The sequence below is a fragment of the Bacillus paralicheniformis genome, assembly GCF_002993925.1.
In the GTDB taxonomy this organism is placed as follows: domain Bacteria; phylum Bacillota; class Bacilli; order Bacillales; family Bacillaceae; genus Bacillus; species Bacillus paralicheniformis.
In genome coordinates, this window is record NZ_CP023665.1 from 2,610,980 (window position 1) to 2,634,315 (window position 23,336).

General features: G+C 45.2%; 19 protein-coding genes, 1 pseudogene and 1 other annotated feature. Of the genes and pseudogenes, 5 read left to right on the top strand and 15 right to left on the bottom strand.

Going from position 1 to position 23,336, the window contains the following annotated elements:
* Positions 1-305 precede the first annotated feature (305 nt).
* The 5 genes and pseudogenes from CP943_RS13190 to CP943_RS13215 form a co-directional block, all read right to left on the bottom strand.
* Positions 306-1,010 (bottom strand): thioesterase II family protein, encoded by a 705-nt coding sequence (locus tag CP943_RS13190; RefSeq protein ID WP_095291179.1) that lies wholly within the window; start codon positions 1,008-1,010, stop codon positions 306-308.
* A 46-nt stretch (positions 1,011-1,056) separates the two neighbouring features.
* Positions 1,057-2,322 carry an MFS transporter gene (locus CP943_RS13195; RefSeq protein ID WP_095291177.1) on the bottom strand — a complete coding sequence of 422 codons (1,266 nt, stop codon included), beginning with the start codon at positions 2,320-2,322 and terminating at the stop codon, positions 1,057-1,059.
* Between the two features lie 459 nt (positions 2,323-2,781).
* Positions 2,782-3,291, bottom strand: a complete 510-nt coding sequence (locus tag CP943_RS13200; RefSeq protein WP_023855132.1) for a DUF3189 family protein — start codon at positions 3,289-3,291, stop codon at positions 2,782-2,784.
* Between the two features lie 53 nt (positions 3,292-3,344).
* On the bottom strand, positions 3,345-4,067 hold the full coding sequence (locus CP943_RS13205; protein ID WP_105981067.1) for a poly-gamma-glutamate hydrolase family protein: 723 nt from the start codon (positions 4,065-4,067) through the stop codon (positions 3,345-3,347).
* A gap of 993 nt (positions 4,068-5,060) precedes the next feature.
* Positions 5,061-5,543 (bottom strand): annotated as a pseudogene (locus CP943_RS13215) (MFS transporter); the annotation flags it as partial.
* A 350-nt stretch (positions 5,544-5,893) separates the two neighbouring features.
* On the opposite strand from CP943_RS13215, the gene CP943_RS13220 reads away from it, so the two are divergent.
* Positions 5,894-6,592: a hypothetical protein gene (locus tag CP943_RS13220; RefSeq protein WP_095291176.1), complete on the top strand. Its 699-nt coding sequence runs from the start codon at positions 5,894-5,896 to the stop codon at positions 6,590-6,592.
* A gap of 1,009 nt (positions 6,593-7,601) precedes the next feature.
* On the opposite strand, the gene CP943_RS13235 is transcribed toward CP943_RS13220, so the two are convergent.
* Positions 7,602-8,384, bottom strand: coding sequence for an SDR family NAD(P)-dependent oxidoreductase (locus CP943_RS13235; RefSeq protein WP_025811193.1), 783 nt, complete (start codon positions 8,382-8,384; stop codon positions 7,602-7,604).
* 9 nt (positions 8,385-8,393) lie between these two features.
* The gene (locus CP943_RS13240; protein ID WP_023855135.1) at positions 8,394-9,347 is read right to left on the bottom strand and encodes an MBL fold metallo-hydrolase; all 954 of its coding nucleotides are present in this window, start codon (positions 9,345-9,347) and stop codon (positions 8,394-8,396) included.
* A gap of 145 nt (positions 9,348-9,492) precedes the next feature.
* Positions 9,493-9,694 (top strand) — a binding site (T-box leader).
* A gap of 44 nt (positions 9,695-9,738) precedes the next feature.
* On the opposite strand from CP943_RS13240, the gene proC reads away from it, so the two are divergent.
* On the top strand, positions 9,739-10,560 hold the full coding sequence (proC, locus tag CP943_RS13245; RefSeq protein WP_023855136.1) for a pyrroline-5-carboxylate reductase: 822 nt from the start codon (positions 9,739-9,741) through the stop codon (positions 10,558-10,560).
* Positions 10,561-10,623: 63 nt separating this feature from the next.
* Here the strand turns inward: proC and CP943_RS13250 are convergent, their stop codons facing one another.
* Positions 10,624-12,228 (bottom strand): M20/M25/M40 family metallo-hydrolase, encoded by a 1,605-nt coding sequence (locus CP943_RS13250; RefSeq protein ID WP_023855137.1) that lies wholly within the window; start codon positions 12,226-12,228, stop codon positions 10,624-10,626.
* A gap of 136 nt (positions 12,229-12,364) precedes the next feature.
* Between CP943_RS13250 and namA the strand changes: the two genes are divergently transcribed.
* Entirely contained in the window at positions 12,365-13,435 is a 1,071-nt protein-coding gene (gene namA, locus CP943_RS13255; RefSeq protein WP_095291163.1) for an NADPH dehydrogenase NamA, read from the top strand.
* 119 nt (positions 13,436-13,554) lie between these two features.
* Positions 13,555-14,316 carry an alpha/beta fold hydrolase gene (locus tag CP943_RS13260; RefSeq protein WP_033155092.1) on the top strand — a complete coding sequence of 254 codons (762 nt, stop codon included), beginning with the start codon at positions 13,555-13,557 and terminating at the stop codon, positions 14,314-14,316.
* 35 nt (positions 14,317-14,351) lie between these two features.
* Here the strand turns inward: CP943_RS13260 and rpmG are convergent, their stop codons facing one another.
* Complete coding sequence (gene rpmG / locus CP943_RS13265) at positions 14,352-14,501, bottom strand: 50S ribosomal protein L33 (protein ID WP_003183271.1); 150 nt, start codon at positions 14,499-14,501, stop codon at positions 14,352-14,354.
* Between the two features lie 117 nt (positions 14,502-14,618).
* Complete coding sequence (gene rnz, locus CP943_RS13270; protein ID WP_025811189.1) at positions 14,619-15,542, bottom strand: ribonuclease Z; 924 nt, start codon at positions 15,540-15,542, stop codon at positions 14,619-14,621.
* A 232-nt stretch (positions 15,543-15,774) separates the two neighbouring features.
* On the opposite strand from rnz, the gene zwf reads away from it, so the two are divergent.
* The gene (gene zwf, locus CP943_RS13275; RefSeq protein ID WP_031304722.1) at positions 15,775-17,238 is read left to right on the top strand and encodes a glucose-6-phosphate dehydrogenase; all 1,464 of its coding nucleotides are present in this window, start codon (positions 15,775-15,777) and stop codon (positions 17,236-17,238) included.
* Between the two features lie 37 nt (positions 17,239-17,275).
* Here zwf and CP943_RS13280 read toward each other — a convergent pair whose 3' ends face one another.
* From CP943_RS13280 to CP943_RS13300, 5 genes are all read right to left on the bottom strand, one after another.
* Positions 17,276-19,240 carry a TRAP transporter permease gene (locus CP943_RS13280; protein ID WP_105981068.1) on the bottom strand — a complete coding sequence of 655 codons (1,965 nt, stop codon included), beginning with the start codon at positions 19,238-19,240 and terminating at the stop codon, positions 17,276-17,278.
* Positions 19,233-19,751 (bottom strand): DUF1850 domain-containing protein, encoded by a 519-nt coding sequence (locus CP943_RS13285; protein ID WP_105981069.1) that lies wholly within the window; start codon positions 19,749-19,751, stop codon positions 19,233-19,235. The genes CP943_RS13280 and CP943_RS13285 overlap by 8 nt, the downstream gene beginning before the upstream one ends.
* A gap of 101 nt (positions 19,752-19,852) precedes the next feature.
* Positions 19,853-20,842, bottom strand: coding sequence for a TAXI family TRAP transporter solute-binding subunit (locus CP943_RS13290; protein WP_023855143.1), 990 nt, complete (start codon positions 20,840-20,842; stop codon positions 19,853-19,855).
* A gap of 245 nt (positions 20,843-21,087) precedes the next feature.
* A complete protein-coding gene (locus CP943_RS13295; RefSeq protein ID WP_020452095.1) occupies positions 21,088-21,801 on the bottom strand; it encodes a GntR family transcriptional regulator in 714 nt (237 codons plus the stop codon).
* Positions 21,802-21,920: 119 nt separating this feature from the next.
* On the bottom strand, positions 21,921-23,336 hold the full coding sequence (locus CP943_RS13300) for a glycoside hydrolase family 1 protein (RefSeq protein ID WP_105981070.1): 1,416 nt from the start codon (positions 23,334-23,336) through the stop codon (positions 21,921-21,923).

Consider the following 23,336-nt stretch of genomic DNA (forward strand, 5'->3'; position numbering starts at 1 on the left):
ACCATAATATTGGTCTGTAGTTGCTCTTTTACCGATTTTTTATTGAACCTCCGTCTTGTGAAAACAGATTATCAAAAATAATCATTATTTTCCATGGGAATATTGTTTAATAATGGTTAATTTTTTATGAATTGGATATTTTATATTTTACATTGTCGAAACACGTATTTATGAGACAAGATAAACAGCAACCAGATCAAAAGACCTAAAAAACACTGTTCCGATTATAATAAAAGTAATTTTCGAAGCGGCGGAGGAAGGAAAAATAGATTAGACCCGGGCTTGAATCTCGCCGAAATCGTAGGTTAAAACGTCCGGCTGGCTGTCAGTGAATAATTGATGATGCCGGTGATCTTTTCAACGTGATGGTGCAAAAAGAAATGATTCCCCTCAAAGTAGTAGGCTGTAAAGTGTCCTGAAGTATGATGTTTCCAATCGGATACATCTTCCTTGCTCATAGCGTCTTCTTTTCCGTTGAGAACGGTAATGTCGCAATCTATTTTGCTGTTTCTTTCTTGATAGATATAGTTTTCTACCATTTTAAAGTCGCTTTTGAGAATGGGGATAAACAATTCAAATAGCTCTTCATGATTGATGAGCTCCTCAGGTGTTCCCCCGAGCTCGACAATTTTTTTCTTAAAAATAGGATTGGGCAAGGTATGCAGTTTTTCTTTCTTTCTGATCCTCTTTGGCGCTTTATAGCCCGAGAAAAAAATGTGAACCGGTTTTTCAGCCCCCGCCCCGCTCATTTGATAGTAAAGTTCATATGCCAAAAGGCTTCCCATGCTGTGCCCAAAAAGAGCGTAGTCGTCACCTTTTCGTTCAGCTTGAACCTGCTCAAAAATGTCTTGAACTGCTTCTTCAAGGCTTTCGTAACAAGGCTCGTTGAAACGCCGGCCCCTTCCCTTCAGCTGAATCGGACAAATCTCAATGTCGGGCTGCATATGGCCTTTCCAGGAATAAAATGCAGATTCGGATCCGCCGGCGTAAGGCAGGCAAAATAATTTCATTTCTATCATTCCCTTTCGTTGTAGATATTTTTTGGTGAATAAGCCGTTAATCGACAGATACGTCAGCCGTCCGATTCAGCGCTAAAAACTTCGGAAGGATAATCATGTAGAAAACGCCAACAGCAATCAGGCTTCCCCCGACTAGCCAATACAGGCTTTCAAGCGCGATCCATGCCGGGTAAAGCCACGCAATAAACAGAAGGGTCAGCGACTGTGAGAGCATCATAAGCGGATGAATCCATCCCTGCACCCTACCCATCATTTTCGGATTGACGATGTTTGGTATCCACCCTCCGATGGCAACGTTGATGCTTGGAAGCGAAACCGCGATAAAGCAGGAGCAGACCATATACAGCCACAAACTTTTAACCAGGGAGCCGGAAATCGTGGCACATCCGCAAACAATCAGCGCTAGGATCAAAAGTTGATAAAGCTTCAATTTTTGAGAAAGCAAGGATGCGGCGATGCTCCCCGCCAAAAACCCCGCACCGAAAACAATGCCGAGTACAATCGACATCTCTTCATAGTTTACAGGTGCAAGCTTGTATTTTAATATAAACACCTGCATGACCGAGAGCCCCCCATTGACAACTCCGAAAAGGACGAATCCGGACACGAGGGCAAGCAGCAATTTATGGTTGAGAATATAAGTAAAACCAAGTGTGAAATCTTTCCATATACCAGCGATATTCAGCTGTCTAATGGAATGTTTTCCATTTGGCATGCGGACGGCATCGGAAATCCGGCAGGCTTGAATTAAAAGCCCGCTCAGTGCGAAGCTGGCTGCATCAACCATAACGGCTCCTTCAACTCCAAGCGTCCAATAACAAAATACGCCAAGCCCGTTTCCGAACAGCATAAATAAACTGGCTACCATTTGATTCAATCCGACGGCCAGCGAATATTCGTTTTCAGATAATATTCCTTGAATAAGAGAAGTTTGGGCAGGGGTGAAAAAACTTTTAACGGCATTTCTTAAAAAAAGAACGGCAAATGTAAACGGCATCCATTCAAGATAGAGAGACAGCAGTAATACAATCGATAGTCCCATACAGATCCAATCGCAGTTTTTGGCGATTTTCTGCCGGTCAAACTTATCCGCGAAAACACCGACGAGGAAAAATACAGCCAATGTAGGCAATGACAGCATCAGCTCGGTCATTGTGGCATATGCAGGCTGATTGGAAAAACGGTCTAGCAGGTAAAACAAGAGGGCAGTGAGTCCGATGATCCCTCCCATTTGTGAGGTAAAGGATGCGAAGAACAGCAGCGCATAATTTTTATTTTGAAAAATAGAAAACATTTTTTTCATAGGCGCCTCCTAATTTGTATTGAGACAGACGGCTCCATTTGTTATTCTAAAAAAAGAACATCATTCTAATTTTCCGCCTCTTATCACGCTGATTTTCATTTTCAAAACTACACTTCTATCATTTAAAGTGTCACAGATTGAATTTCCCAATATAAAATCGCTGCTTCTCATAACGATTGCAGCCGTCTTTTTAACCCCCCGTTTCTTCTTTCAGATAGTATTCTCTAGCAAAGTGGAAGGGAAATCCTTGATCTCTACCCTTCAAATTTACAAAGAAGTAAATTTATGAAAAGTAATTCTAAGGTTATAGATTCGTCCTATTTCAACAATATCCTCTATCTTATATTCAATTTTTTAGAAAATGTCCTTTTTAAAAAACAATTACTATATTTAAAAAATAAAAAAACGCTTCCAATATGGAAGCCGAAAGACTCATCATACTGGAAGCTGTTTAGATGTTCATTTTTTTATGAAATTGTTATCCAGCACTTCGATCACCGAAGAAGTCGTTTTTGAACGGTCTTTTGTTTGCTGCACCAGTTTGATGATGTCTTTGTATGCCTGCTGCGCTCCGAGCACCAGCAAAGGAACCCCGATCGGATCGATTTTCAGCCTTCTTGAAAATAAACCGCCGAATGTCATCGCAATGGGCACAGTCGGAGACGTGTTTGAAAAAACGACTTTTTCCTGCAGTTTTCCGTTTTTTTCAAACAGCTCAAAAACGCCCAGCATGGCTGGAATGACCGCTTTTGATGATCCTCTGCCGATCGTGTACACCTGGTGGCCTTCTTCATCAAGACCGTGAAAGATTAATTTCCCCATTTCCTTCGGACTTAATTGATTAAAACAGTCGGTACTTAAAATTTCGTTTTTCGACGGTTTTCTGCTGAATGGGAGCTTTTTCAGATGATAAGCGGCGGCAAGTGCAGAAGAATGAGTGCCGCCGTAACAGTTGTATATATAGATCAACATACTCACCCTCTTAAATGTCTTTAGTTTTAATGTGACCCAAATATACAATCTTATTTATACCGCGTTTCCAAAACTTCTTTAACAGCTGAGACATACGTTTGGAACGTCTCATTTTTAGAACTTGCCCGCGTCCACAGGCCGAACTCCGAAAAAAAAGCCTCTCGTTGAGGCGTGCTGATTTCCAATTGAATGCTTTGACCTGTTTTGCATTGATTATTGATATTTTCGGGATTTCCCCCTGCAAGCCGGTGGCTTGGGCTGACCAGCTCCGCTGAAAAACCTTGGTTGTGCAGCGCTCTGACAATCGCTTTCGCCCCTCCGGTATCCGTTCCTCCCACAAGCGTATGTTCAACGATGTCATGATATCCATGAAAAGCCAGCGTATACTTGTGCTCTTTGACCGCTTTGACGGCCTGCGGTTCATCAAAATGATTGCTTGTGATGTGAAGATCCCAGTTTTGCGAGGGTTTGATTCCTTCGAATAAGTAAGTGGAATAATCGGCGCTGAAGGCGCGGACAAGTTCACTGACACCTCCTTCGATTCCTCCGCCGTGCGGCGAAAGAATCAGCAGTTCGGTGCCCATGTCTGTATATTCGATTTGATAATCTTCTCCTTCTGTTTCATGTTCGGCAAGCTCGGCAAAATTGGCGTATTTGTCTGCAGATGAAGCGACGCTCTGCAGCGGAAATTGAAAGATGACCGTTAAGCAAATCCCCGTGACTAACCAGATGATGCAACGATTTTTCATCAATGGGTTCCATTCTTCCTGCACCGTTAAGAAACTCCTTTTATCGTGTATTTTGTTGCGAGTATCACGTGATATCATGTTTCGGCCGGGATGAGAGAATTTCAATAAATGGTAAAATATTACTCCTTTTCGTCACCCAGTTGCCATTTTATATAAGAAGAACAGCATAACGAAAGCGACCTTTACCTTATTTTTCATCAGCGGCCGGCACGTGTTCCCGGAAGCACGGAATCTTTCGGCATACAGTATTTTTATATCGATTGCCTCAGACGGGACAGGTGCCTTCAGATCAAGCAAAGCCTATAGAAGGAAGCACAGGTTCGGTGCAGCGGTTTGAAGAGGGACAAAGTCTCCCTGTCTTTATATGATATTTTGAGCCTCTCTGACAGGAGATCATCTAAAAAAATGCAAATAAAAAAGAAACGGACGATTCCGTTCCGAAGGAATTAAAAAAATAGAGGGCTATTCAAGAGACTAAACTGTTTGGGATCTTTATACATACCCCTTTACAAGATCTGGAGTCACGAAAATTCAACAAGATAGGAATAAAGAGGAGATCCGTGCACTCTTGATCGGGCCAACATAGACTATGCTGCAAGCAGCAAATGCGACTATGTTGTTTCTAATAAAAATGCTGTATGTGAAATCCTAAGAATTATATTAGCTGACATTATGTTAAAAGAAAGAGATCAGATCTTAACAATTGATCTCTTTCTTTGTAAACTTAACCTAAATCTATGCAAACTTTCCTGAAAGAACTTTTGATCTATAAGATCTAACAATGGGCTATTGTTTAGATGGCTAATCCCAGAGTTTAAATACTCATGATATATTGAAGGAGTATATTGGTTTTAATTCCTAATTGTGTTAAAACGCCTTGAGTTTTAATGGAAAGGGAAGTAAAATAAAAAATGGAAAAAGAGGAAGGAAAAAGGGAGGGGAATATGGAGAGATTCAAAGGGCTTATTGGGATTGGGTTAATAATTCTCGGTTTAATATTTGGAGTCAACACCTACCAATACCAAGCTGTGTTACCGCGGCCAATCTTACAACTTGGCCAGATGACTGAATTGTTGCATTGGCTTTTTGGATAATATCCTCTTTCACAATTTTCGGAATTAAGGATACAGAAGCTGGATCATATAAAGCTCCTGTTGCAGAATGTATAAGCATTAGAAATATAATAAACCACAAAGGAGAAAAGCCATTAAAATAACATATTGGAATGATTAGCATTATTGATGCTCTGGTCAAATCTGAGAAGAACATCCAGAACTTTAATGTAGCTGTTTTCATCAGTGGCGTGATGATCGGCCCCAAAATCGCTTGAGGAAGAAAGCTTACAGATATCAAAAAAGCAGTACCGATAGCCCCCTTGCCATCTAAAATTAAAAACCACAGAATAGTGCTAAACGCAAAACTGTCTGCGGTTATCTTCACCATTTTGGAGCCGAATAAAAAGGTGAAGTTTTTTTGCCACAAGCTGTTGCTTTTCTGCATATTTTTGTCCCCCTTACATCAATACCTCAATTTTACAGTTATTCATTTTAATACAATATCCATATATTTGTCATTAGTCAATCATGGTTTTGATTTGAAATAATTTCATATATGTCAAGATTGCTAGACATTTACCACATTCACTGAAATCGGATCAAGACTTTAATACTGACATATTTTCAAAATATTGATATTTAATTACCTATTTTAATCAAAAACTGTTTATTTTTGGAGTATTGTTTGTTAACCTTTAGGTAAAGGGGGTGGATATAGGGGCAAATTAATCAGAAGTATAGGTGATACGGTGTAGGTCATAATCCTTGGAAAAAAGCTTGAGAGGGAGAGGAAAAATGAGGAAATTGATCCTGTTTTTTGTTGCTGTTTTTGCTACAATTGGATTGACGATGCCAAGTCAAATATCGGCCGCAGAGGTCCACGCCAACGATACAGCGTTTAAATACACTATAGAGGACTATATCAATTACCTGGCCAACTATAGTGAAGAAGATGCCATAAATGGTGGAGTTTCACCAGAATATGTTTCTTCCGCAGTGTTTGATGCACAAAATGTATTAAACCAATTTAAGGCGATGCCGAAAGAAGGTCAACAGAAGTTTGTTGACAATCTTACCAAGTTTGACACAAATGCTTTAACTGTAAATACAGAAGTAAATGAAGAAGAGGATATTATTGCGAAACCTCAAGCAAATAAGTCAGTTTCTTACACAGATTCAGTTAAATTTTTTGGAGCACCTGTAACTACATATAGGGTCTCAGTAAACTATAGTGTTACTAAAGGTAAAGTGAAAAAAATTAACTCTAGTAGCGCTTATGTCGTTCGAAACTGGAATCCTGTCGTCAGAACAGAATTAAACCCAGGTGGCAAAAATGCTTGGGTAACAGGTGACAATAAGGCAGCTGTCACAGGAAGCTTCTTTTATCGGATTGGGCCACTTAAAGATTTTGCGGTGCAATTAGGGAATGTGCATCTTAAAGCTGTTGGCGACAAAAATGGAAAGAGGACTTACAAAAAAACCAGGCTTGATTAATCGGCGACTGTGAGGTGAAACCAATGTCCAAAAAAGCAAAAACCATCTTGTGGTCTATTCTGGCAGTAATGATTGTATTATTAGCGGTAGGGATAATCGCTTATTATCAAACTGCTGCTGCATAAAATGAATGGCAGAGGTGTTTCCACATCTCTGCTTTTTTGGCTACCTAAAACATGAGATACTCGCATCTCAAAGATGATTTAGTTTCCTTATCATCTGCAATTTTAAGGCAGCTTTCCAATACATCGCCTCCCCTTCTTTTATGCCCCCTTCCTTGCTCCTAATATAATATGGATATTTTACAAACATGCCATCACATAACAACCTCTTGTATTTTGACATTTTCTTTTCTCAAATAATCGTTTATTTTCTTTGGGAAAACAGTTCTTTTAATTTGAGCTGATAATGTTCCTCTATTTTCTTGTTGCCACTTGCTTCAGCTTTATAAATTCTTGTTCTATCGCATGGACACAGAGGCAATTATAATTTTTTCATGAATGGCATTTTCAAGTTCGAAATTACAGGCTCTCAAAATTATTCACCTCATTCCGAATGTAAGTTCTATTATGACTATCCAAAATGTAATCAAAAAAATTACACATAAAAAAAGCCCTTTTAAAAGGACTTCTCTTCGACCTTATGAGTCTTCAAAACATATCGACCACAATATGGATTTTTAACTTCTGGGTGATGCTTCATCAATCCCTGAAAAAAGTAGTCATGTTGTTAATGACAAGGCTAGTTGGTGGACAGCAATTTGGACAAGTAGATTTTTAATATCTTTAAAATTTCTTACAAATTTATCCTTCTTCAATACCCCTATTGATGTGCCCCATGATTCCACTTTGTTTTTGTTTTTTCTATTTATAGTGTATAAATAATAATTCTGCTGCTATTCTGTCAGATTCTCAATTCCAATCTCTTTTGCAATTTCAACAAATTCATCAGGACCACTGACACTTTCTAGCTTTCTCTTTAGTCTAGAAACCGTTCCTTTCAGAGACGATCATTTTTTATAGAAAGCGCTCCGGCCTGCTCGTTCAACCAGGGCTGGGAAGAGCTGATAGAGTTTGCTGACGCCGTTCATCCAGCCTGGAAGATTAATTTCTCGCTTGTTCGTCATCATTGCCGAGACGACTTTCTTAGCAACCTGATCCGGATCAAGCATCCATCTCTCGACGCTTTTGACATAATCCCCTCTTTTATCGGCCGTCTTAAAAAAGTCGGTTTGAATCGGTCCAGGATTGACCGTTGTCACGTTGACCCTCGTTTCGGCAAGCTCCATTCTCAAGCTGTTTGAATACCCGAGCACAGCATGCTTTGTTGCCGCATAAAGGCTTGACTTGGGCGTCGCTAATTTGCCCGCTTGCGAGGCGATGTTGATAATATGGCCTTTGTCTTGCCTGATCATATGCGGGAGTGCCATTTTCGTGCAGGCGATCAGACCGAATACGTTGACCTCAAACATCGCTTTCATATCTTCAAGGGAAGCGTCAAGCGCGTTTTCGAAAATACCGAATCCCGCGTTGTTCACAAGAATATCAACCGGACCGGCCTCTTGGAACGCCGCTTTTATGTCATCCGTCCGGCTGACGTCCAATGCGATTATGCGGCATTTTGCACCGGTTTCATCGGCGATGTTTTGCTTCAAAGCCATGAGGCGGTCTTTTCTGCGCGCAGCCAGAATGACCTCGGCTCCTTCCTTGGCGGCATGGTATGCGATCCGTTCCCCAAGTCCTCCTGAAGCCCCTGTAATCATCACGTTTTGCTCTTTCAACTTTTGCTGCATGTTCGTCACCTACTTTGCGTAATAGTACTCGATTCCATCGGCCGTTTCTGCACCGATCCTCCCTTGGGATTCCAAATCGTCAAGCTGCCCAATCGTTTCTGACATCGTTAAGAACAGCTCTTTTTCATAGACTGCAGGGAACAGTTTTTGACATATCTGATAAGGTGAATGCGGTTTTTCAGTAAGGATGCGGTACACCTCTTCGGCTCTGTTTCGCTGCTTTTCCAGCCTTTTGGCGACAAGCTCATTCACTTTTGTGATGTCCTCCCCGTGGCCGGGATAAATAATGTTGAGCGGAAGCTCCCGCAGCCTGCCGAGCGATTTCAAATAGTCCAGCAGCGGAGTCGGGCGCCTTTCTCCTTTTTGCGGCACTTCAAGAAGCGGATTTGAAGAAGACGGCTTTAACAGCAAGTCTCCTCCGAGCATGCTTCCAAGCTCCTCATGATAAAGGACAATATGTGAAGCGGCGTGTCCGGGCGTCTCAAGAACCCTCCACCCTTCAAGCCCGTCAATTTGCGCGCCTTCTGAAACGGTCTCTGTCAAAGTCCGATTACAGGAAAACCGGTACGACGCTTTTACCGTAAGCCCCGGCGGCTTCATATCGCCGGGAACGCCGAATCGCTGATACAGGTATGTAAAAAAGGCCTTTTGTTTTTCAATAAAATCGGGATTTTGGCTGATATACGGTTCATTGAACGGATGGCCGATGATGTTGACCCCTGCGGGGAATTCGTCCAGCAGTCCGGCGTGATCAGCGTGATGATGGGTCAGAACGACCTGGTCAATATCGTTTAATGACAGTCCCTGGCCGGCCAGCTCTTTCTTCAAAACGGCGGCCGCCTCCTTTGTGTTGGGCCCGGCATCGACCAGAGTCAGCGCCTCGCCTCTGACCAAATAAATGTTGACGTCTCCGACTGCAAACGGAGTCGGCAGTGAAATAGGAATGATTCTTGCGTCTTTCATCGTTTGATTCTCCTCATCCTGCGAATTGATGTTGATCATATTTTACCTTTTTCTCCCGCGCATGTCATTTTTGCTTCAAATGCCTGTTGACATTTCATCATTCCTCATAGCATAATGAACAACAAATATATGCAGGTAAATGATTGAAGACGCAATGAAGAGGAATAGTAAACAAGCAATGGTGAAAGAGAGTGAAATCCACGGCTGAAAGATTTCACAGCCCGCTTGCATGTTGAACCTGCCCTCAGAGCGCTTAGGCAAACCTAAACGTATCCCGCGTTACGGGGCAAGAGCTGAGCATTTATATGCTAATGAAGGTGGTACCGCGAAACCTTTTCGTCCTTTGTGAAGACGGAAAGGTTTTTTTGTTTTTTAGAAGGAGGAATTCATAATGAAACGAATGGGATTTATCGGAGCCGGTTCGATGGCTGAAGCGATGATTAAGGGGCTTGTCAAAAGCGGTGCGATGGAGCCGGAAGCGATATTCGTTACGAATCAGTCGAATACGGCCAGACTTCGTGAGTTAAGCGAGACATACGGGGTGTGCGGAGAAGCCGATACGGCAAAAGTCGCCGCCCGTTCGGATACACTCGTTTTGGCGATGAAGCCGAAGGACGCGGCGGCCGGAATGGCCGCACTCCGCCCCTATTTGCGAAAAGATCAGCTGCTGATTTCAGTCCTTGCAGGCATTCCGATTCGCACGATCCAGCACTACGCCGGGCTTGATCTGCCAGTTGTAAGGGCCATGCCGAATACATCGGCCTCCATTCAAAAATCAGCCACAGCCTTTGCGGCAAGCCCGCTCGTGACGAAAGAGCAGATGCGGGAAGCAGCTGACCTCTTTGCGACAATCGGAAGCGTTGCAATCGTTGAGGAATCTGCCCTTGATGCGGTGACAGCAGTAGCCGGAAGCGGCCCCGCTTTTGTTTATCGATTTGTCGAAGCCCTGCTGGCGTCAGCTGCGGAATTGGGACTTCCTGAAGAAACGGCGAAACAGCTGATTATCGATATGATGTCAGGTGCAGCTCAAATGCTTGAAACCGGCAGGAACCCTTCTGTCATGAGAAAAGAGATTACAAGCGCCGGAGGGACAACAGAAGCAGGCCTTCGGGTGCTTGACGACCAACAATTTGAACAGATCGTCATATCCTGCGTCAAAGAAGCGGCGAATCGTTCTGCGGAAATCAGGGATATGTTTGCGGCCAAAATTTAAAAAAATCGGGAGACAGCGTTTCGCTTGTTCCCGATTTTTCCCCAAGCGGCCCCGTCCGTATACTTAGAGAAGCTTGTGTATCGCCAGCCGAAGGATATCGGGCAGCTTTCCGAATGAAAACGGCACATGGAGGCGTTCCGTCCATTTATGAGGGTCTTTGCCGGCCGGCCCGATATTGATGACCGGCACAAACAGTGCGTTTTCTCGTCCTTTAGGCAATGAATAGCCGTGTTGAAACAGCGGCATATTGGATGTGAACGCATCGACAGACTGCTTTTGCAGCTGAAGGTAGCTTAAATCGGACAGGCCGGGAAAATATTGGACTTCTGTAAATTCAATACCGTACCTGTCGGCCGCATACTGTTTCACATCTTTCATCACCTTTCGGATCAAAGGATCGTCCTTTGAAGAAACAGCCGGATAAAACGGCGGACTGTAAAACAGAACGATCATCGGAGCATCTTCTTTGCAGAGCGAAGCCAATTCAGACACGATTTTCGTTGAAAAATCGCGGTCTCCAAGCTTCCCCCTGTTGGCAAATGCAAAGTTGAGTATGCGCTCCGCCTCGGACTTCCCGGCCTTTTCCTTTGCTTTGTTCCACAGCTCCTCAAACGTCAGCACGGAAACGGTCGGATTCATTGGCGTGAATGCTTCAAATCGCTGATATTCGGCCGTTTTACGCTCAATATTTGTTTGAATATTGGCGGCCGCTTCCTTGGCTGTGTCAAGCAGCATGTGATGGAGCTCGGCGGCGGAACGCTCCATCATCAGCACATTAAAGAGCGACACCGCTGCGTGAGGAGTCTGAACCGAGTACGCTTCCTTCAAATCTTTTTGCATCAGATTGGCCGGGGGAGGCGTCACTTCTCCATCCGCTTCTTCGCAATAGTCAACGTTTAATTCGAGCAGCCTGTTGATTTCGGACACCATTAAATTCGCATTCACCCCTGCAAACGGCTCGCCGACATGCGTCTCAATCCCTTTGCAGAAAAATCCGGCAAGCGCTTTGCCGATGCTGCCTGAATAGACGTATTGCTTCTGATCTCCCGGATGTTTTTCAAACATCGGCTCACAATTTAAGCATGATGTATAATGAAGGCCAAATTCCTCTTCTAAAGCTTTCAGTGCGGGTACGGCTTCAAGCATCCCCTGTGAGTTGACTTCTTCGTCCGGAACCGTAATTAATAGAAGGTTTCCGTCAAATTCTCCGTTCATCGCCCGTTCCAGCATCGAAAATTGAACAGCAAGACCCGCTTTCATGTCCATGCTTCCCCTTCCAAACAGCCACTCGCCGCTTTCCAAGTCTCTTCTGACCCGTTCAGGCAAAAGTTCTTTTTTATCATTTAATACATCCATGAGTTCTGGGACTTTGCATGCCGTATGTTTGAATTCGCCGTAGTCTGCCGTATCGACCACGTCAAAATGGCTCAAGAGGAGCACCGTATTTGATTTCTCTTCCTTTTTGACGAGGGCGGTTAGAAAATAACGCCCGTCTTCCATCGGGTGAAGCTTTAAATATTCAGGATTCTTTTGAAAGTACGAACGGTCTTTTAATAAATCATGCATATACTTCGCAAGCGCCACTTCTCCGGCCGTGCCTGAGATGCTTTCGTATTGAACTAGAGAAATGAGCAGCTGTTTCAGTTCTTCCACTGTCTGCCACTTCACAAAGCAAACCCCCTCTTTCGCTGTTTTCCGCAGGTGTATGCAAATATCGTATTTAGTAAAAAATAGAATGTGAACAACTTTATTGTACTGAACATTCTTACATATGGAAATGACTTGAGCAGTTTATATGACGTGAATGGGCAGAATTGGTATAATCGAGGCGAAAACTTACGGGAGGCGAAAAAATTTGAGTAATCGAAAACTGTTCACACCATGGAGTTTAAAAGGAGTTACACTAAAAAACCGGATTGTCATGTCGCCGATGTGCATGTATTCCTCCCATGAAAAGGATGGAAAAGTGCAGCCGTTCCACATGACCCACTACATCTCCCGCGCCGTCGGACAAGTCGGACTGATCATGGTAGAAGCTACCGCCGTCACCCCAGAGGGCAGAATCTCCGATCAGGATCTTGGTATATGGGATGACGCGCATATTGACGGACTTGCCGCATTAACGTCACAAATCAAGCCGTACGGCAGCAAAACGGCGATTCAGCTGGCACACGCCGGAAGAAAAGCCGAGGTCGAAGGTACAATCTACGGGCCTTCAGCTCTTCCTTTCGACGAAAATTCGCGAACACCTATTGAAATGACAAAAGAAGACATAAAAGAAACCGTTCAGGCTTTCAAAAAAGGAGCTGAACGCGCGAAAGCCGCCGGCTTTGACATCATTGAGATTCATGGGGCCCACGGATATTTGATCAACGAATTTTTATCACCGCTTTCCAACAAACGCGAGGATGAATATGGAGGATCACCGGAAAACCGCTACAGGCTGCTTCGCGAAGTCATCGACGCTGTAAAAGAAGTCTGGGACGGGCCATTGTTCGTACGCGTTTCAGCTTCAGACTACAAAACAAAAGGCCTTGATGTCGCCGATTATGTCGGTTTCGCCAAATGGATGAAAGAACAGGGCGTTGATTTGATCGATGTCAGCTCCGGTGCAGTCGTGCCTGCCGACATCAACGTCTTCCCGGGCTATCAAGTCGGCTTCGCCGATACAATTCGCGCCCAAGCCGAAATCCAGACAGGTGCAGTCGGGTTGATCACAAGCGGCCTTCAAGCTGAGGAAATCCTCCAAAATGGACGCGCAGATCTCATTTTCGTTGCGCGAGAGCTGCTGAGAGATCCATACTGGCCGAAAACCGCTGCCAAACAGCTGAACACAAAAATTGAAGGACCTGTTCAGTACGACAGAGCCTGGTAAGTTGCTGATATCCCGCCTCAAGGCGGGATATTTCTTTTTTTCAAACTCGTGAGAAACGAACATCCTTGTTCGTGCGTCTTTCCTAATAGAACACCATATACAGAGAGAGGATGACCTCTATGACCATAACGGAAAGAATATATACAGTTGAAGGATGCATGTTTTACACAAAGCAGAGAAAAGGAAAAAAGAACGCAACCATTATTTTTGAAGCGGACTACGGTTCTTCTTCAAAGACTTGGCAGCCCATTTTACCCGATATAGACGAAGATCTCGGCTTGTTTGCATACGACCGTGCAGGCCTTGGCAACAGCGGGCCGAGCAGCAGCAAAAGAACAGCGGATCAGATGGTGAAGGAACTAAAAGCGCTGCTTGCAGCAGCAGGCGTCAAACCACCATACCTGTTTGTTGCCCATTCGTTCGGCGCCGTCATTGCAAGGTTGTTTGCAAGCCGGTACAGCGATGAAGTCATCGGCATGGTGCTGCTTGATCCCGCTTGTGAAGATCAGGAGGAAACAGTGCTGCCTCTTCTTCCGGAAACATTAAAAGAAGACTACAGCAAACAGTTTTCGATCGAAGGGTCCCATGAGGACTTTCAACAAAGCCTAGACATTCTGAAGCAGGAAAAGAAACACCTCGGTTCGGTTCCTTTGCTCGTCCTTTCGGCGGGAAAAAGAACGGAGGCGGCGAAACAGGCTCATCACGAGTGGCTGAAGCTTCACAGCAGACTGCTGTCTCTTTCGCATCAAAGCGGCTGGATTCAAGCGAAAAACAGCTCGCATTTGATCCATCATGATGAGCCCCACATCGTCCAGCTTGCGATCTATGATGTGTGGTATGCCGCACAGCAGCAAACATACGCTTATCAAGCCGCCAATTAAACAAAAAAACCAGCAGACATTCTGCTGGTTTTTTGTTATTTTGTTTCTCGGTGTATCGTGTGCCTTTTCAGACGCGGAGAATATTTTTTCAATTCCAGGCGATCCGGATTTGTACGTTTGTTTTTTGTCGTAATATAATTGCGGTCCCCTGTTTCAGTACACGCCAATGTAATTTTGACTCTCATGTTGTCCTCCTTTTCAAAACGTAATGATTACGCTTTATTATACACCATTTTAAAACCGTGTCAACAAAAAAAGCTTCCCGTCCCGCATTGCCGGAACAAAGAAGCTTCGAATGCCAATTAAGTTCTTTTGATCTCATGCTCATAAAAGTCAAAAGCTGCCACGGTATCAGGAAAGATCGCTTTCGCTTCATTGACCAGTTCAAGCACGTTTTCCCCCTGGTATCTTGCACTGATATGGGTTAAAATCAGTTCTTTTGCGCAGGCCTCCCGCGCTGTTTCCGCCGCTTGTTCTGAAGTGCTGTGATAATAGTCTCCGGCAAGCTCCCTGTCGCCTTTCGCAAATGTTGCTTCATGGATGAGGACATCGGCTTTTTCGGCAAGCTTCTTCACATTCTCGCATGGCCTCGTATCTCCGGAAAAAGCGACAATCCGCCCTTTTTTCGGCGGTCCGATAAAGTCTGCACCGCGAATCTTCCGGCCATCTTCCAATGTGACCGTCTCCCCGTTTTTCAGCTTTTGATAAACAGGGCCAGGCGAGACTCCGGTCTGTTTCAGCGCTTCGGCGTCAAGTGCGCCTGGAACATCTTTTTCCTGCACGCGGTATCCAAAAGCGGGGATGCCGTGAGATACGCTTCTCGCCGTCACGATAAACTGGTCATCTTCAAAGACTGTCCCTTCTTCAATCTCCTTAATCACAAGCGGATATGTGACATGCGTCCCCGATACGTCAAGCGCCGTTTCAAGAAACGTTTTGATTCCTTGCGGTCCGTACACGGTCAGTGGACCTTCTCCTCCCTGGAAAGAGCGGCTGCTGACAAGACCCGGAAGCCCGTATACATGATCGCCGTGAAGATGGGTAATAAAAATCTTTTCAATTTTTCTGGGCTTGATCGATGTATGTAAAATTTGATGCTGTGTGGCCTCCCCGCAGTCAAACAGCCAAACAGACCGCCTTTCTTCTAAAAGCTTCAATGCAACGGATGTGACATTCCTCGTTTTTGCGGGGATGCCTGCTCCCGTTCCTAAAAATAATAACTCCAATATCCTTTCCTCCTGCTAAAAACTTCATCTATCACAAGCATACAGGAAGTCTGAGAAAAAAGAAACGCCGGCTTCACGCCATGCTATGCAACTAAATACCCTGCCCGTTTTCAGTAAACTTTTCATACGATTCGATCTCAAATGTTTGCTTTAAGGGATTATTAGCTTTAAAATGAAGAAAATAAACTTAGCTTCGAATAAAGTGAGGTACGTTTAATTGAAAAAAGATCAAATGGAACCAAAAGCAGTTATCGTAATATTTGGCGCAACAGGGGATTTGGCAAAACGAAAACTATATCCTTCTATCCACAGGCTCTACGAAAACGGACAAATCGGGAATGAATTCGCGGTTGTCGGAGTCGGCAGACGCCCTTGGACAAATGAAGACTTTCGCAGTACCGTACAGCAATCGGTTTCGAAGTTTCCGTTAAACGAAAAGGATGTAGACGAGTTTACATCTCACTTCTACTATCATCCTTTTGATGTTACAAATTCCGGCTCATACCGGGAATTGAACGAACTTTTAGAGAAGCTGGAAAGTACATATGATATTCCGAATAACCGGATGTTTTACTTAGCGATGGCTCCTGAATTTTTCGGAACGATTGCAAAGTTCCTAAAATCAGAGGGTGTCACTTCAACAACAGGCTGGTCAAGGCTCGTGATCGAGAAGCCTTTCGGACATGATCTGCCGAGCGCAAAATCCTTGAATCAGGAAATTCGTGAAGCCTTTACAGAAGATCAAATCTATCGGATTGACCATTATCTAGGAAAGCAAATGGTGCAGAACATCGAAGTCATCCGCTTTGCCAACGCGATTTTTGAGCCGCTTTGGACAAACAGATACATCTCGAATATTCAAATCACGTCAAGTGAAGATTTGGGTGTGGAAGACAGAGCGAGATATTATGAAAAATCCGGTGCGCTTCGAGACATGGTTCAAAACCACATTCTTCAAATGGTGGCGCTGCTTGCGATGGAACCGCCGATCAAGCTGAACACGGAAGAGATCCGCAGCGAAAAAGTGAAAGTGCTCAGAGCCCTTCGTCCGATTCGAAAAGACGAAGTCGATCAGTTTTTTGTGCGCGGCCAGTATGACGCGGGTGTCGTTGACGAAAAACAGGTTCCGGCTTATCGCGATGAGCAAAATGTAGCAAAAGAGTCGAATACGGAAACGTTCGTTGCCGGCAAACTGCTGATCGACAACTTCAGATGGGCCGGTGTGCCATTCTACATCCGGACAGGGAAACGGATGCAGAAAAAATCAACGCAGATTGTCGTCCAATTTAAAGACATTCCGATGAATCTTTATTACGGAAACGGCAACACGATGCATCCTAACCTGCTGGTGATCCATATTCAACCTGATGAAGGCATCACCCTTCATTTAAACGCAAGGAAGCTTGGAGGCGGCACTTTTGCCCAGCCGATCAAGCTCGACTACTGCCATAACTGCGGGGACGGCATCAACACGCCTGAAGCTTATGAAAAGCTGATTTTGGACTGTTTGCACGGAGACGCGACAAACTTTGCCCACTGGGATGAAGTTGCGCTTTCCTGGAGTTTTGTTGATGCGATTTCTCAAAACTGGGAGGAAAACAAAACCCTTTCCCCTAACTATGAGGCGGGCTCTATGGGACCGAAAGCTTCTGATGACCTGCTCGCAAAAGACGGCTTTCATTGGTGGCCGCTTTAATAAAAAACAGCCTTCACATTGAAGGCTGTTTTTTTATTTATGCTTTTAAGGCCTGCATTTCTTCCGGATGGCTTTTGTCCCGCTTCCACATCAGCTGAAGAACGAACAACAGAAGGAATATGCCGAGACCGATTATGTCGGAATAGCCCTCCGGATAAATCAGCAGAAGACCGCTGGCAGCCGCCATTATTCTTTCAAACCAGAACACTTTTCTCATCCAGAATCCAATCATGCTCGCACCGATGGCGATCATTCCGGACAATGCGGTAAAGATCACCCAGAGAATTTCATACCAATGCGCGTCAATCATGAGAAGCTCCGGAGACAGGACGAATACATACGGGATGATAAAAGCGGCAATCGCAAGCTTTGCTGAATTGATCCCCGTTCTGATCGGCTCTCCTCCCGCAACACCGGCGGCGGCAAATGCGGCCAAAGCAACGGGCGGTGTAATGTCAGCTACGATGCCGAAATAAAACACGAACAAGTGGGCCGACAGATCAGGAACATTCAGCAAAATCAAGGCTGGTGCGGCAATCGTCGACGTAATCACATAGTTCGCCGTCGTCGGCGATCCCATTCCGAGAACAAGAGCGGCGATCATTGTCAAAAAGAGCGAAGGCAGCAATGCACCTCCTGCCAAATCGAGCAGACCGTTTGCAAGTTTAAGGCCGAGGCCCGTCTTTGTGACGACTCCGACGATGATGCCGGCGGCAGCCGTTGCCGCCGCAACGGAAAGTGCCATTCTCGCTCCTTCCGCGAGAGCCAGCACAATCCCTTTAAGGCCCATTCGCGTCTCCCTGTTGAACAAACCGACCAGGATCGCCAGAACGATCGAATACAAAGCGGCATGCATGACTGTAATGCCCGACATTAACAAAACGACGACCGAAACGATCGGAAGCAGCAAATAAATCTTTTTGAATACTTCCTTGCGGTTCGGCATTTCTTCTTTCGTTAAACCGCGCAAGCCGAGGCGCTTCGCTTCAAAGTGGGTCATAATCCAGATGCCCGTAAAGTACAAAACAGCCGGAATCATCGCGGCTTTCGCGATATCCCAGTACGTAATGCCTCCGCCGATGAACTCAACCATTAAAAAGGCGGCGGCTCCCATGATGGGAGGCATCAGCTGTCCGCCGGTAGATGCGGAAGCTTCGACTGCACCGGCAAATTCTTTTTTATAACCCAGTTTTTTCATCATCGGAATCGTAAACGATCCGGAAGTGACGACATTGGCGACAGAGCTTCCGCTGATCGTTCCCTGAAGCGCGCTTGAAAAAATCGCGACTTTTGCCGGTCCGCCAGTGCTTCGTCCGGCGATCGCCACAGCAAGGTCATTAAAATACTGCCCCACACCGGTTCTGACAAGAAATGAACCGAACAGGATGAACAGGAAGATGAATGTCGAAGACACAGCGAGCGGCGTGCCCAAAATTCCTTCCGTCGTAAAATACATCGTCTGAACGAGCCTTTCCAGCGTCAGGCCGTTGTGAGACAAAAAGCCCGGCAGATACGAGCCGTAAAGGCCGTACAAAAGAAACAGGCCGGCGATGATCGTAATCGGCAGCCCGACAGCACGTCTTGTCGCTTCCAATACGAGCAGGACGGCCAACAGTCCGACATAAAAGTCCGTTTCCGTGATCAATCCGATCCCGCCTACAATCGTTTCATAATTGGCAACCCAATAAGCGCCGACGCCCGCTCCTAATACGGCTAAGATTGCGTCATACCAGGCGACTTTGAATTTGCCGGTCTTCCGTAAACCTTTTGTCGCCGGAAACAATAAAAAAATCAGACCGAGCGCAAATCCTAAATGAACCGACCTTTGAATTTGAGCCGGAAAAACGCCAAAAATGGCTGTGTATAATTGAAACAAAGAAAAAGCGAGCAGGCCGACAAATGCAATGACCCCCGTCAACCCTTTGAGCTTTCTCGTCCCCGCTTCAGGATCGTATTTCTCCAGCAGTTCCTGCTGATCTTTTTCCGAAAGCTGCTCAGTCATTGATCTTCACTCCCCTCAGTTGTTGCAAGACATTTAGTTTTCGGACACTCATCCTTGTCCATGTGCCGGGGCGGATGTACCGCTTTAACTCATGTTCAGCGCCTGAATACTTGATCCTGTGATTCGCCCTCACCCTTCCGATCCGCATATCAATGAACGGAAAGGTCCTCTTCATATCCGAAATGGTATAGACACCGTTATTGATGACGAGCCTTTCACCTTGCTCCGCGTTTGCGGGCATCCCGACGGCCGGATCATGATAGTTCAGAGCGGTCTGCCGAATCATTCTTTTTTCCCACACATACGATTCGATCACTTCTGTCCGATGGATGGAATGCGTATAGATCACATCAAAGCTTTTCTCCTTTTGGAGGGGAAGAAAAGCAATGATCTCGCCGCTGTCCTCTTTCTCGAACACGACAGCGGTCTGATAAGGAATCAGGCATGCCGCTGCAAAAGCGGCAATGATCAGCGCCGGCACAAGCCGTTTTACAATTTTAAATTTCCCCATTTTTCCAAATCCCCTGCCGAATAGAAAAACGATAGACCGATGTTTCATTGCAACGGTCTATCGATTGTCCGGGCTTGTTCATCGCTTATCTGCCTGCGGCTTTACGATTTTTCTATCCCTTTTTCTTTGAAATATTTAGCCGCTCCAGGATGAATTTCAATATCGCCCAATCCTTCAAGCGCGGTTTCAGGCTTGATAAATTCGCCTTTGGCATGATTGATTTTATCGGCTTCAAACAGCGCTTTCGTCATTTTATAGACGGTGTCCTCATCCATCTTGTCGGATGCGACGAGCATCGCTTTGACAGCGACCGTGTTCATATCGCTCCCGATGCCGTAGGTGCCTTTTTTGATCGTATCCTCAGCATAGAACGGATACTTTTCCATCAGCTTTTCCTGCTTATCTTTTTCAATATTTAAAATTTTTATTTTATTTTGCGCAGAAAGCCCTTCGACAGCCCCGGTAGGCGTTCCAGCCGTGATGAAGGCGGCATCGATCGCGCCTGACTGAATGCCGTCTGTCGACTCTTCAAAAGACAGGTTTTGCGGTTTGATGTCGTCAAAAGACATCCCGTGAACCTCCAAAATCTGCTTGGCATTAATGTTGACCCCTGCACCCGCAGCACCCACGGAAACCGTTTTGCCTTTTAAATCTTCAATCGAATTGATTCCGCTTTTTTCCGTTGTTACAATCTGTACAGTTTCAGGATACAGGGCGGCAATCGCCTTGATTCCTTCAATTTTTTCTTTAAACATTTCTTTGCCTTCTATGGCATAAGTGGCAATGTCCGTCTGAGAAAAAGCGACCTCAGCTTCCCCTTTTTGCAGAGTTGCCATGTTTTCAGCAGAAGCACCTGTAGTCTGCGTCGTAAATTTGTCTCCTGTTGCATCCTCCCAAAGGTTTGCAAATTGACCGCCGAGCGGATAATATGTACCGCCGGTTCCCCCTGTCAGCAGACTGTAGCTTTCTGATCCTTTTGACGCAGATCCGCCGTCCTTATTTCCTGATGCATTGCCGCTTCCGCACGCTGCCAATCCCATGACAAGCGTCAGCAGCAATACAATCCATGATAAGCTTTTCCACTTTTTCATTCATTCTCCCCCTTTGCTTGTTGGACAAATAACAATCCTATCGTACCACGAAAAATGTATTAGTTGTCAATATATTGTTTTATTTCTAATTATTTAGTTAATTTTATGAGCAGCTGGTTCTGAATATGCGCACGGCCTCGGAAATTCCCGTTCGCTAAAGCGATGGTAGCCCACGATCCCCTCGGAGGACAAGCGTGCTGGAAGATTGCATGACAAAACAAAAAACCCGCGGTTATGCAGGTTTTTCATTTCCGAACATGGACGCTGGAAAACACAAACTTGTCGTAGCGATGCCTTGCAAAAGAATATTCAAACGGTTCTCCCGTATTTAAAAAAGCGACCTGTTCAACTTCAAGAACCGGATCGTCAGGGGCGCATTCCAAGTACTCTCGGTCGAGCGCATTCGACTTATCCGCCCTGATCTTCCGGTGCGAGCCGGCGATTGTCAGTTTCAGCGTCTCGGTGATGTGCCGGTAAACGGAGCCGTGAAGAACGTCTTCATTTAATTCAGAGATGACATTCGAAGGCATATACGTTTCTTCAATGACATACGGTTCGCCTTCAACCTTTCTGAGCCTGATGATATGATACACCGGAACGGTCTTTTCGATTGACAATTGCTTAGCCACTTCATCTGAAGGGAATTCGACATCAAATTGAATGATGCGGCTTTCGATTTGTTTATTGGCGAGAAGCTTGGTCAGCCCGAGGTTTTCGCGGTCTGTCACACTGACGGGAAGCTGCTGAATCGATGATTTTACTATGAAGGTGCCGTGTCCGCGCTTGCGGTACAGCATGCCTTCTGACACGAGAATATCGAGGGCTCTTTTCATCGTCATTCTGCTGCAGGAAAATTCTTTGGCGAGAGAAAGCTCATCAGGTATGGGCTGATCAATCGGATAGTATTCTTCCTGAATCCGCCTCCTCATTTCGTTTGAAATATATTCGTATTTTCTCATGTTTTAACCACCATTACTAAGGATTCTGTATGCTTGTAACACCTTCCTTATCATTATATCGGTTTTGAAGCGGAAATAAAAAGATGGCCCAACAGACCATCTTTTAGCCCGAGTCCTTTTTAAAAACCGTTGTTCTCGGCAAGTTTCTTAAACCAGTATCCGCTTTTTTTAATCGTTCGTTCGCCGTTTTTGTCAAGGTTGACAGATACAAATCCGTAGCGGTTTTTATAGGCGTTCGTCCATGACCAGTTGTCCATGAATGTCCAAAGGTGATAACCTTTGACATTCGCTCCTTCCTGAATCGCTCTGTGCACCCATTTTAAGTGTTCTTCGATAAACGCAATTCGGTAGTCATCGCGGATTATGCCGTCTTCGCCGCGGAAACGCTCTTCTCCTTCAACACCCATTCCGTTCTCAGAAATAAAGCATTCAATATTTCCATAGTTTTCTTTGACATTCATTAAAATATCATAGATTCCTTTTTCGTATATTTCCCAGCCGCGGTGGCGGTTCATTTTTCGTCCGGGCATTTCATAATGGTCAAAAAAACGCTCCGGCATAAAAGGCGCGTCCGGATGAGGCATGTGCTCCTTCGCTTTCACCCGTCTCGGCTGATAATAATTGATGCCGAGCAGATCGACAGTGTGATTTTTGATCAGCTCCAAGTCTCCTTCTTCCTTGACAGGCAAATAGCCTTTTTCTTTTAAAATATCTGTTAAAAGCTGCGGAAACTCACCCTTAACGGCAGGATCAAGAAACGACCGGTTAAAGAAAGCGTCAGCTATTTCAGAAGCTCTCACATCTGCCGGGTGCTGGCTTCGCGGATAGGATGGCGTTAAATTTAAAATGATGCCGATTTTGCCGTCGCCTCCGAGTCTGCGGTAGGCTTCGACCGCTTTGGCGTTTGAAAGAATTTCATGGTATGCGACCTGGACGGCCTTTTGAAAGTCGATGATGTTCGGATAATGAAAATCGTATAAATAGCCGCCTTCAGCAGGAACGATCGGTTCATTGTGGGTAAACCATTTTTTCACACGATCCCCGTACAGCCGGAAGCACGTTTCCGCGTATGAAACAAAGTGATCGACGACTTGCCTGTTTTCCCATCCGCCGATATGCTGGAGCGCAAGCGGCATATCAAAATGATAAAGGTTGACAAAAGGCTCGATCCCAGCCGCCAGCAGCTCATCGATGACTTGGTTATAAAAGGCAGCTCCTTCCTCGTTCAACCGCCCTTTTCCTTCAGGAAACAGACGGGCCCACGAAATGGAGAAACGAAAAGAGTTGTGGCCGAGCTCCTTCATCAGCAGAATATCTTCTCTGTAAGTCTCGTAAAAACGCGAAGTCTTCTCAGGGCCTACTCCGTCAAAAAATCGGTTCGGCTCTTTTTCGTACCAGTGATCCCAAATGTTCTTTCCTTTGCCTCCTTCAGCCGCCGCTCCTTCAGTCTGAGTCGCGGATGCCGCCGACCCCCACCAGAAGCCTTTTGGAAAACGGTATTGAATTTGTTCTAGCTGCAGTTCTGTTTTTGACAT

What these genes read in the sequence shown, in the direction of transcription:
- rpmG (WP_003183271.1), bottom strand. Translation starts at nt 14,501, where the DNA reads ATGAGAGTCAAAATTACATTGGCGTGTACTGAAACAGGGGACCGCAAT.
- CP943_RS13195 (WP_095291177.1), bottom strand. Translation starts at nt 2,322, where the DNA reads ATGAAAAAAATGTTTTCTATTTTTCAAAATAAAAATTATGCGCTGCTG.
- proC (WP_023855136.1), top strand. Translation starts at nt 9,739, where the DNA reads ATGAAACGAATGGGATTTATCGGAGCCGGTTCGATGGCTGAAGCGATG.
- CP943_RS13220 (WP_095291176.1), top strand. Translation starts at nt 5,894, where the DNA reads ATGAGGAAATTGATCCTGTTTTTTGTTGCTGTTTTTGCTACAATTGGA.
- zwf (WP_031304722.1), top strand. Translation starts at nt 15,775, where the DNA reads ATGGAACCAAAAGCAGTTATCGTAATATTTGGCGCAACAGGGGATTTG.
- CP943_RS13235 (WP_025811193.1), bottom strand. Translation starts at nt 8,384, where the DNA reads ATGCAGCAAAAGTTGAAAGAGCAAAACGTGATGATTACAGGGGCTTCA.
- CP943_RS13260 (WP_033155092.1), top strand. Translation starts at nt 13,555, where the DNA reads ATGACCATAACGGAAAGAATATATACAGTTGAAGGATGCATGTTTTAC.
- CP943_RS13290 (WP_023855143.1), bottom strand. Translation starts at nt 20,842, where the DNA reads ATGAAAAAGTGGAAAAGCTTATCATGGATTGTATTGCTGCTGACGCTT.
- CP943_RS13280 (WP_105981068.1), bottom strand. Translation starts at nt 19,240, where the DNA reads ATGACTGAGCAGCTTTCGGAAAAAGATCAGCAGGAACTGCTGGAGAAA.
- CP943_RS13190 (WP_095291179.1), bottom strand. Translation starts at nt 1,010, where the DNA reads ATGAAATTATTTTGCCTGCCTTACGCCGGCGGATCCGAATCTGCATTT.
- CP943_RS13240 (WP_023855135.1), bottom strand. Translation starts at nt 9,347, where the DNA reads ATGAAAGACGCAAGAATCATTCCTATTTCACTGCCGACTCCGTTTGCA.
- CP943_RS13300 (WP_105981070.1), bottom strand. Translation starts at nt 23,336, where the DNA reads ATGTCAAAAACAGAACTGCAGCTAGAACAAATTCAATACCGTTTTCCA.
- CP943_RS13295 (WP_020452095.1), bottom strand. Translation starts at nt 21,801, where the DNA reads ATGAGAAAATACGAATATATTTCAAACGAAATGAGGAGGCGGATTCAG.
- namA (WP_095291163.1), top strand. Translation starts at nt 12,365, where the DNA reads ATGGGCAGAATTGGTATAATCGAGGCGAAAACTTACGGGAGGCGAAAA.
- CP943_RS13285 (WP_105981069.1), bottom strand. Translation starts at nt 19,751, where the DNA reads ATGGGGAAATTTAAAATTGTAAAACGGCTTGTGCCGGCGCTGATCATT.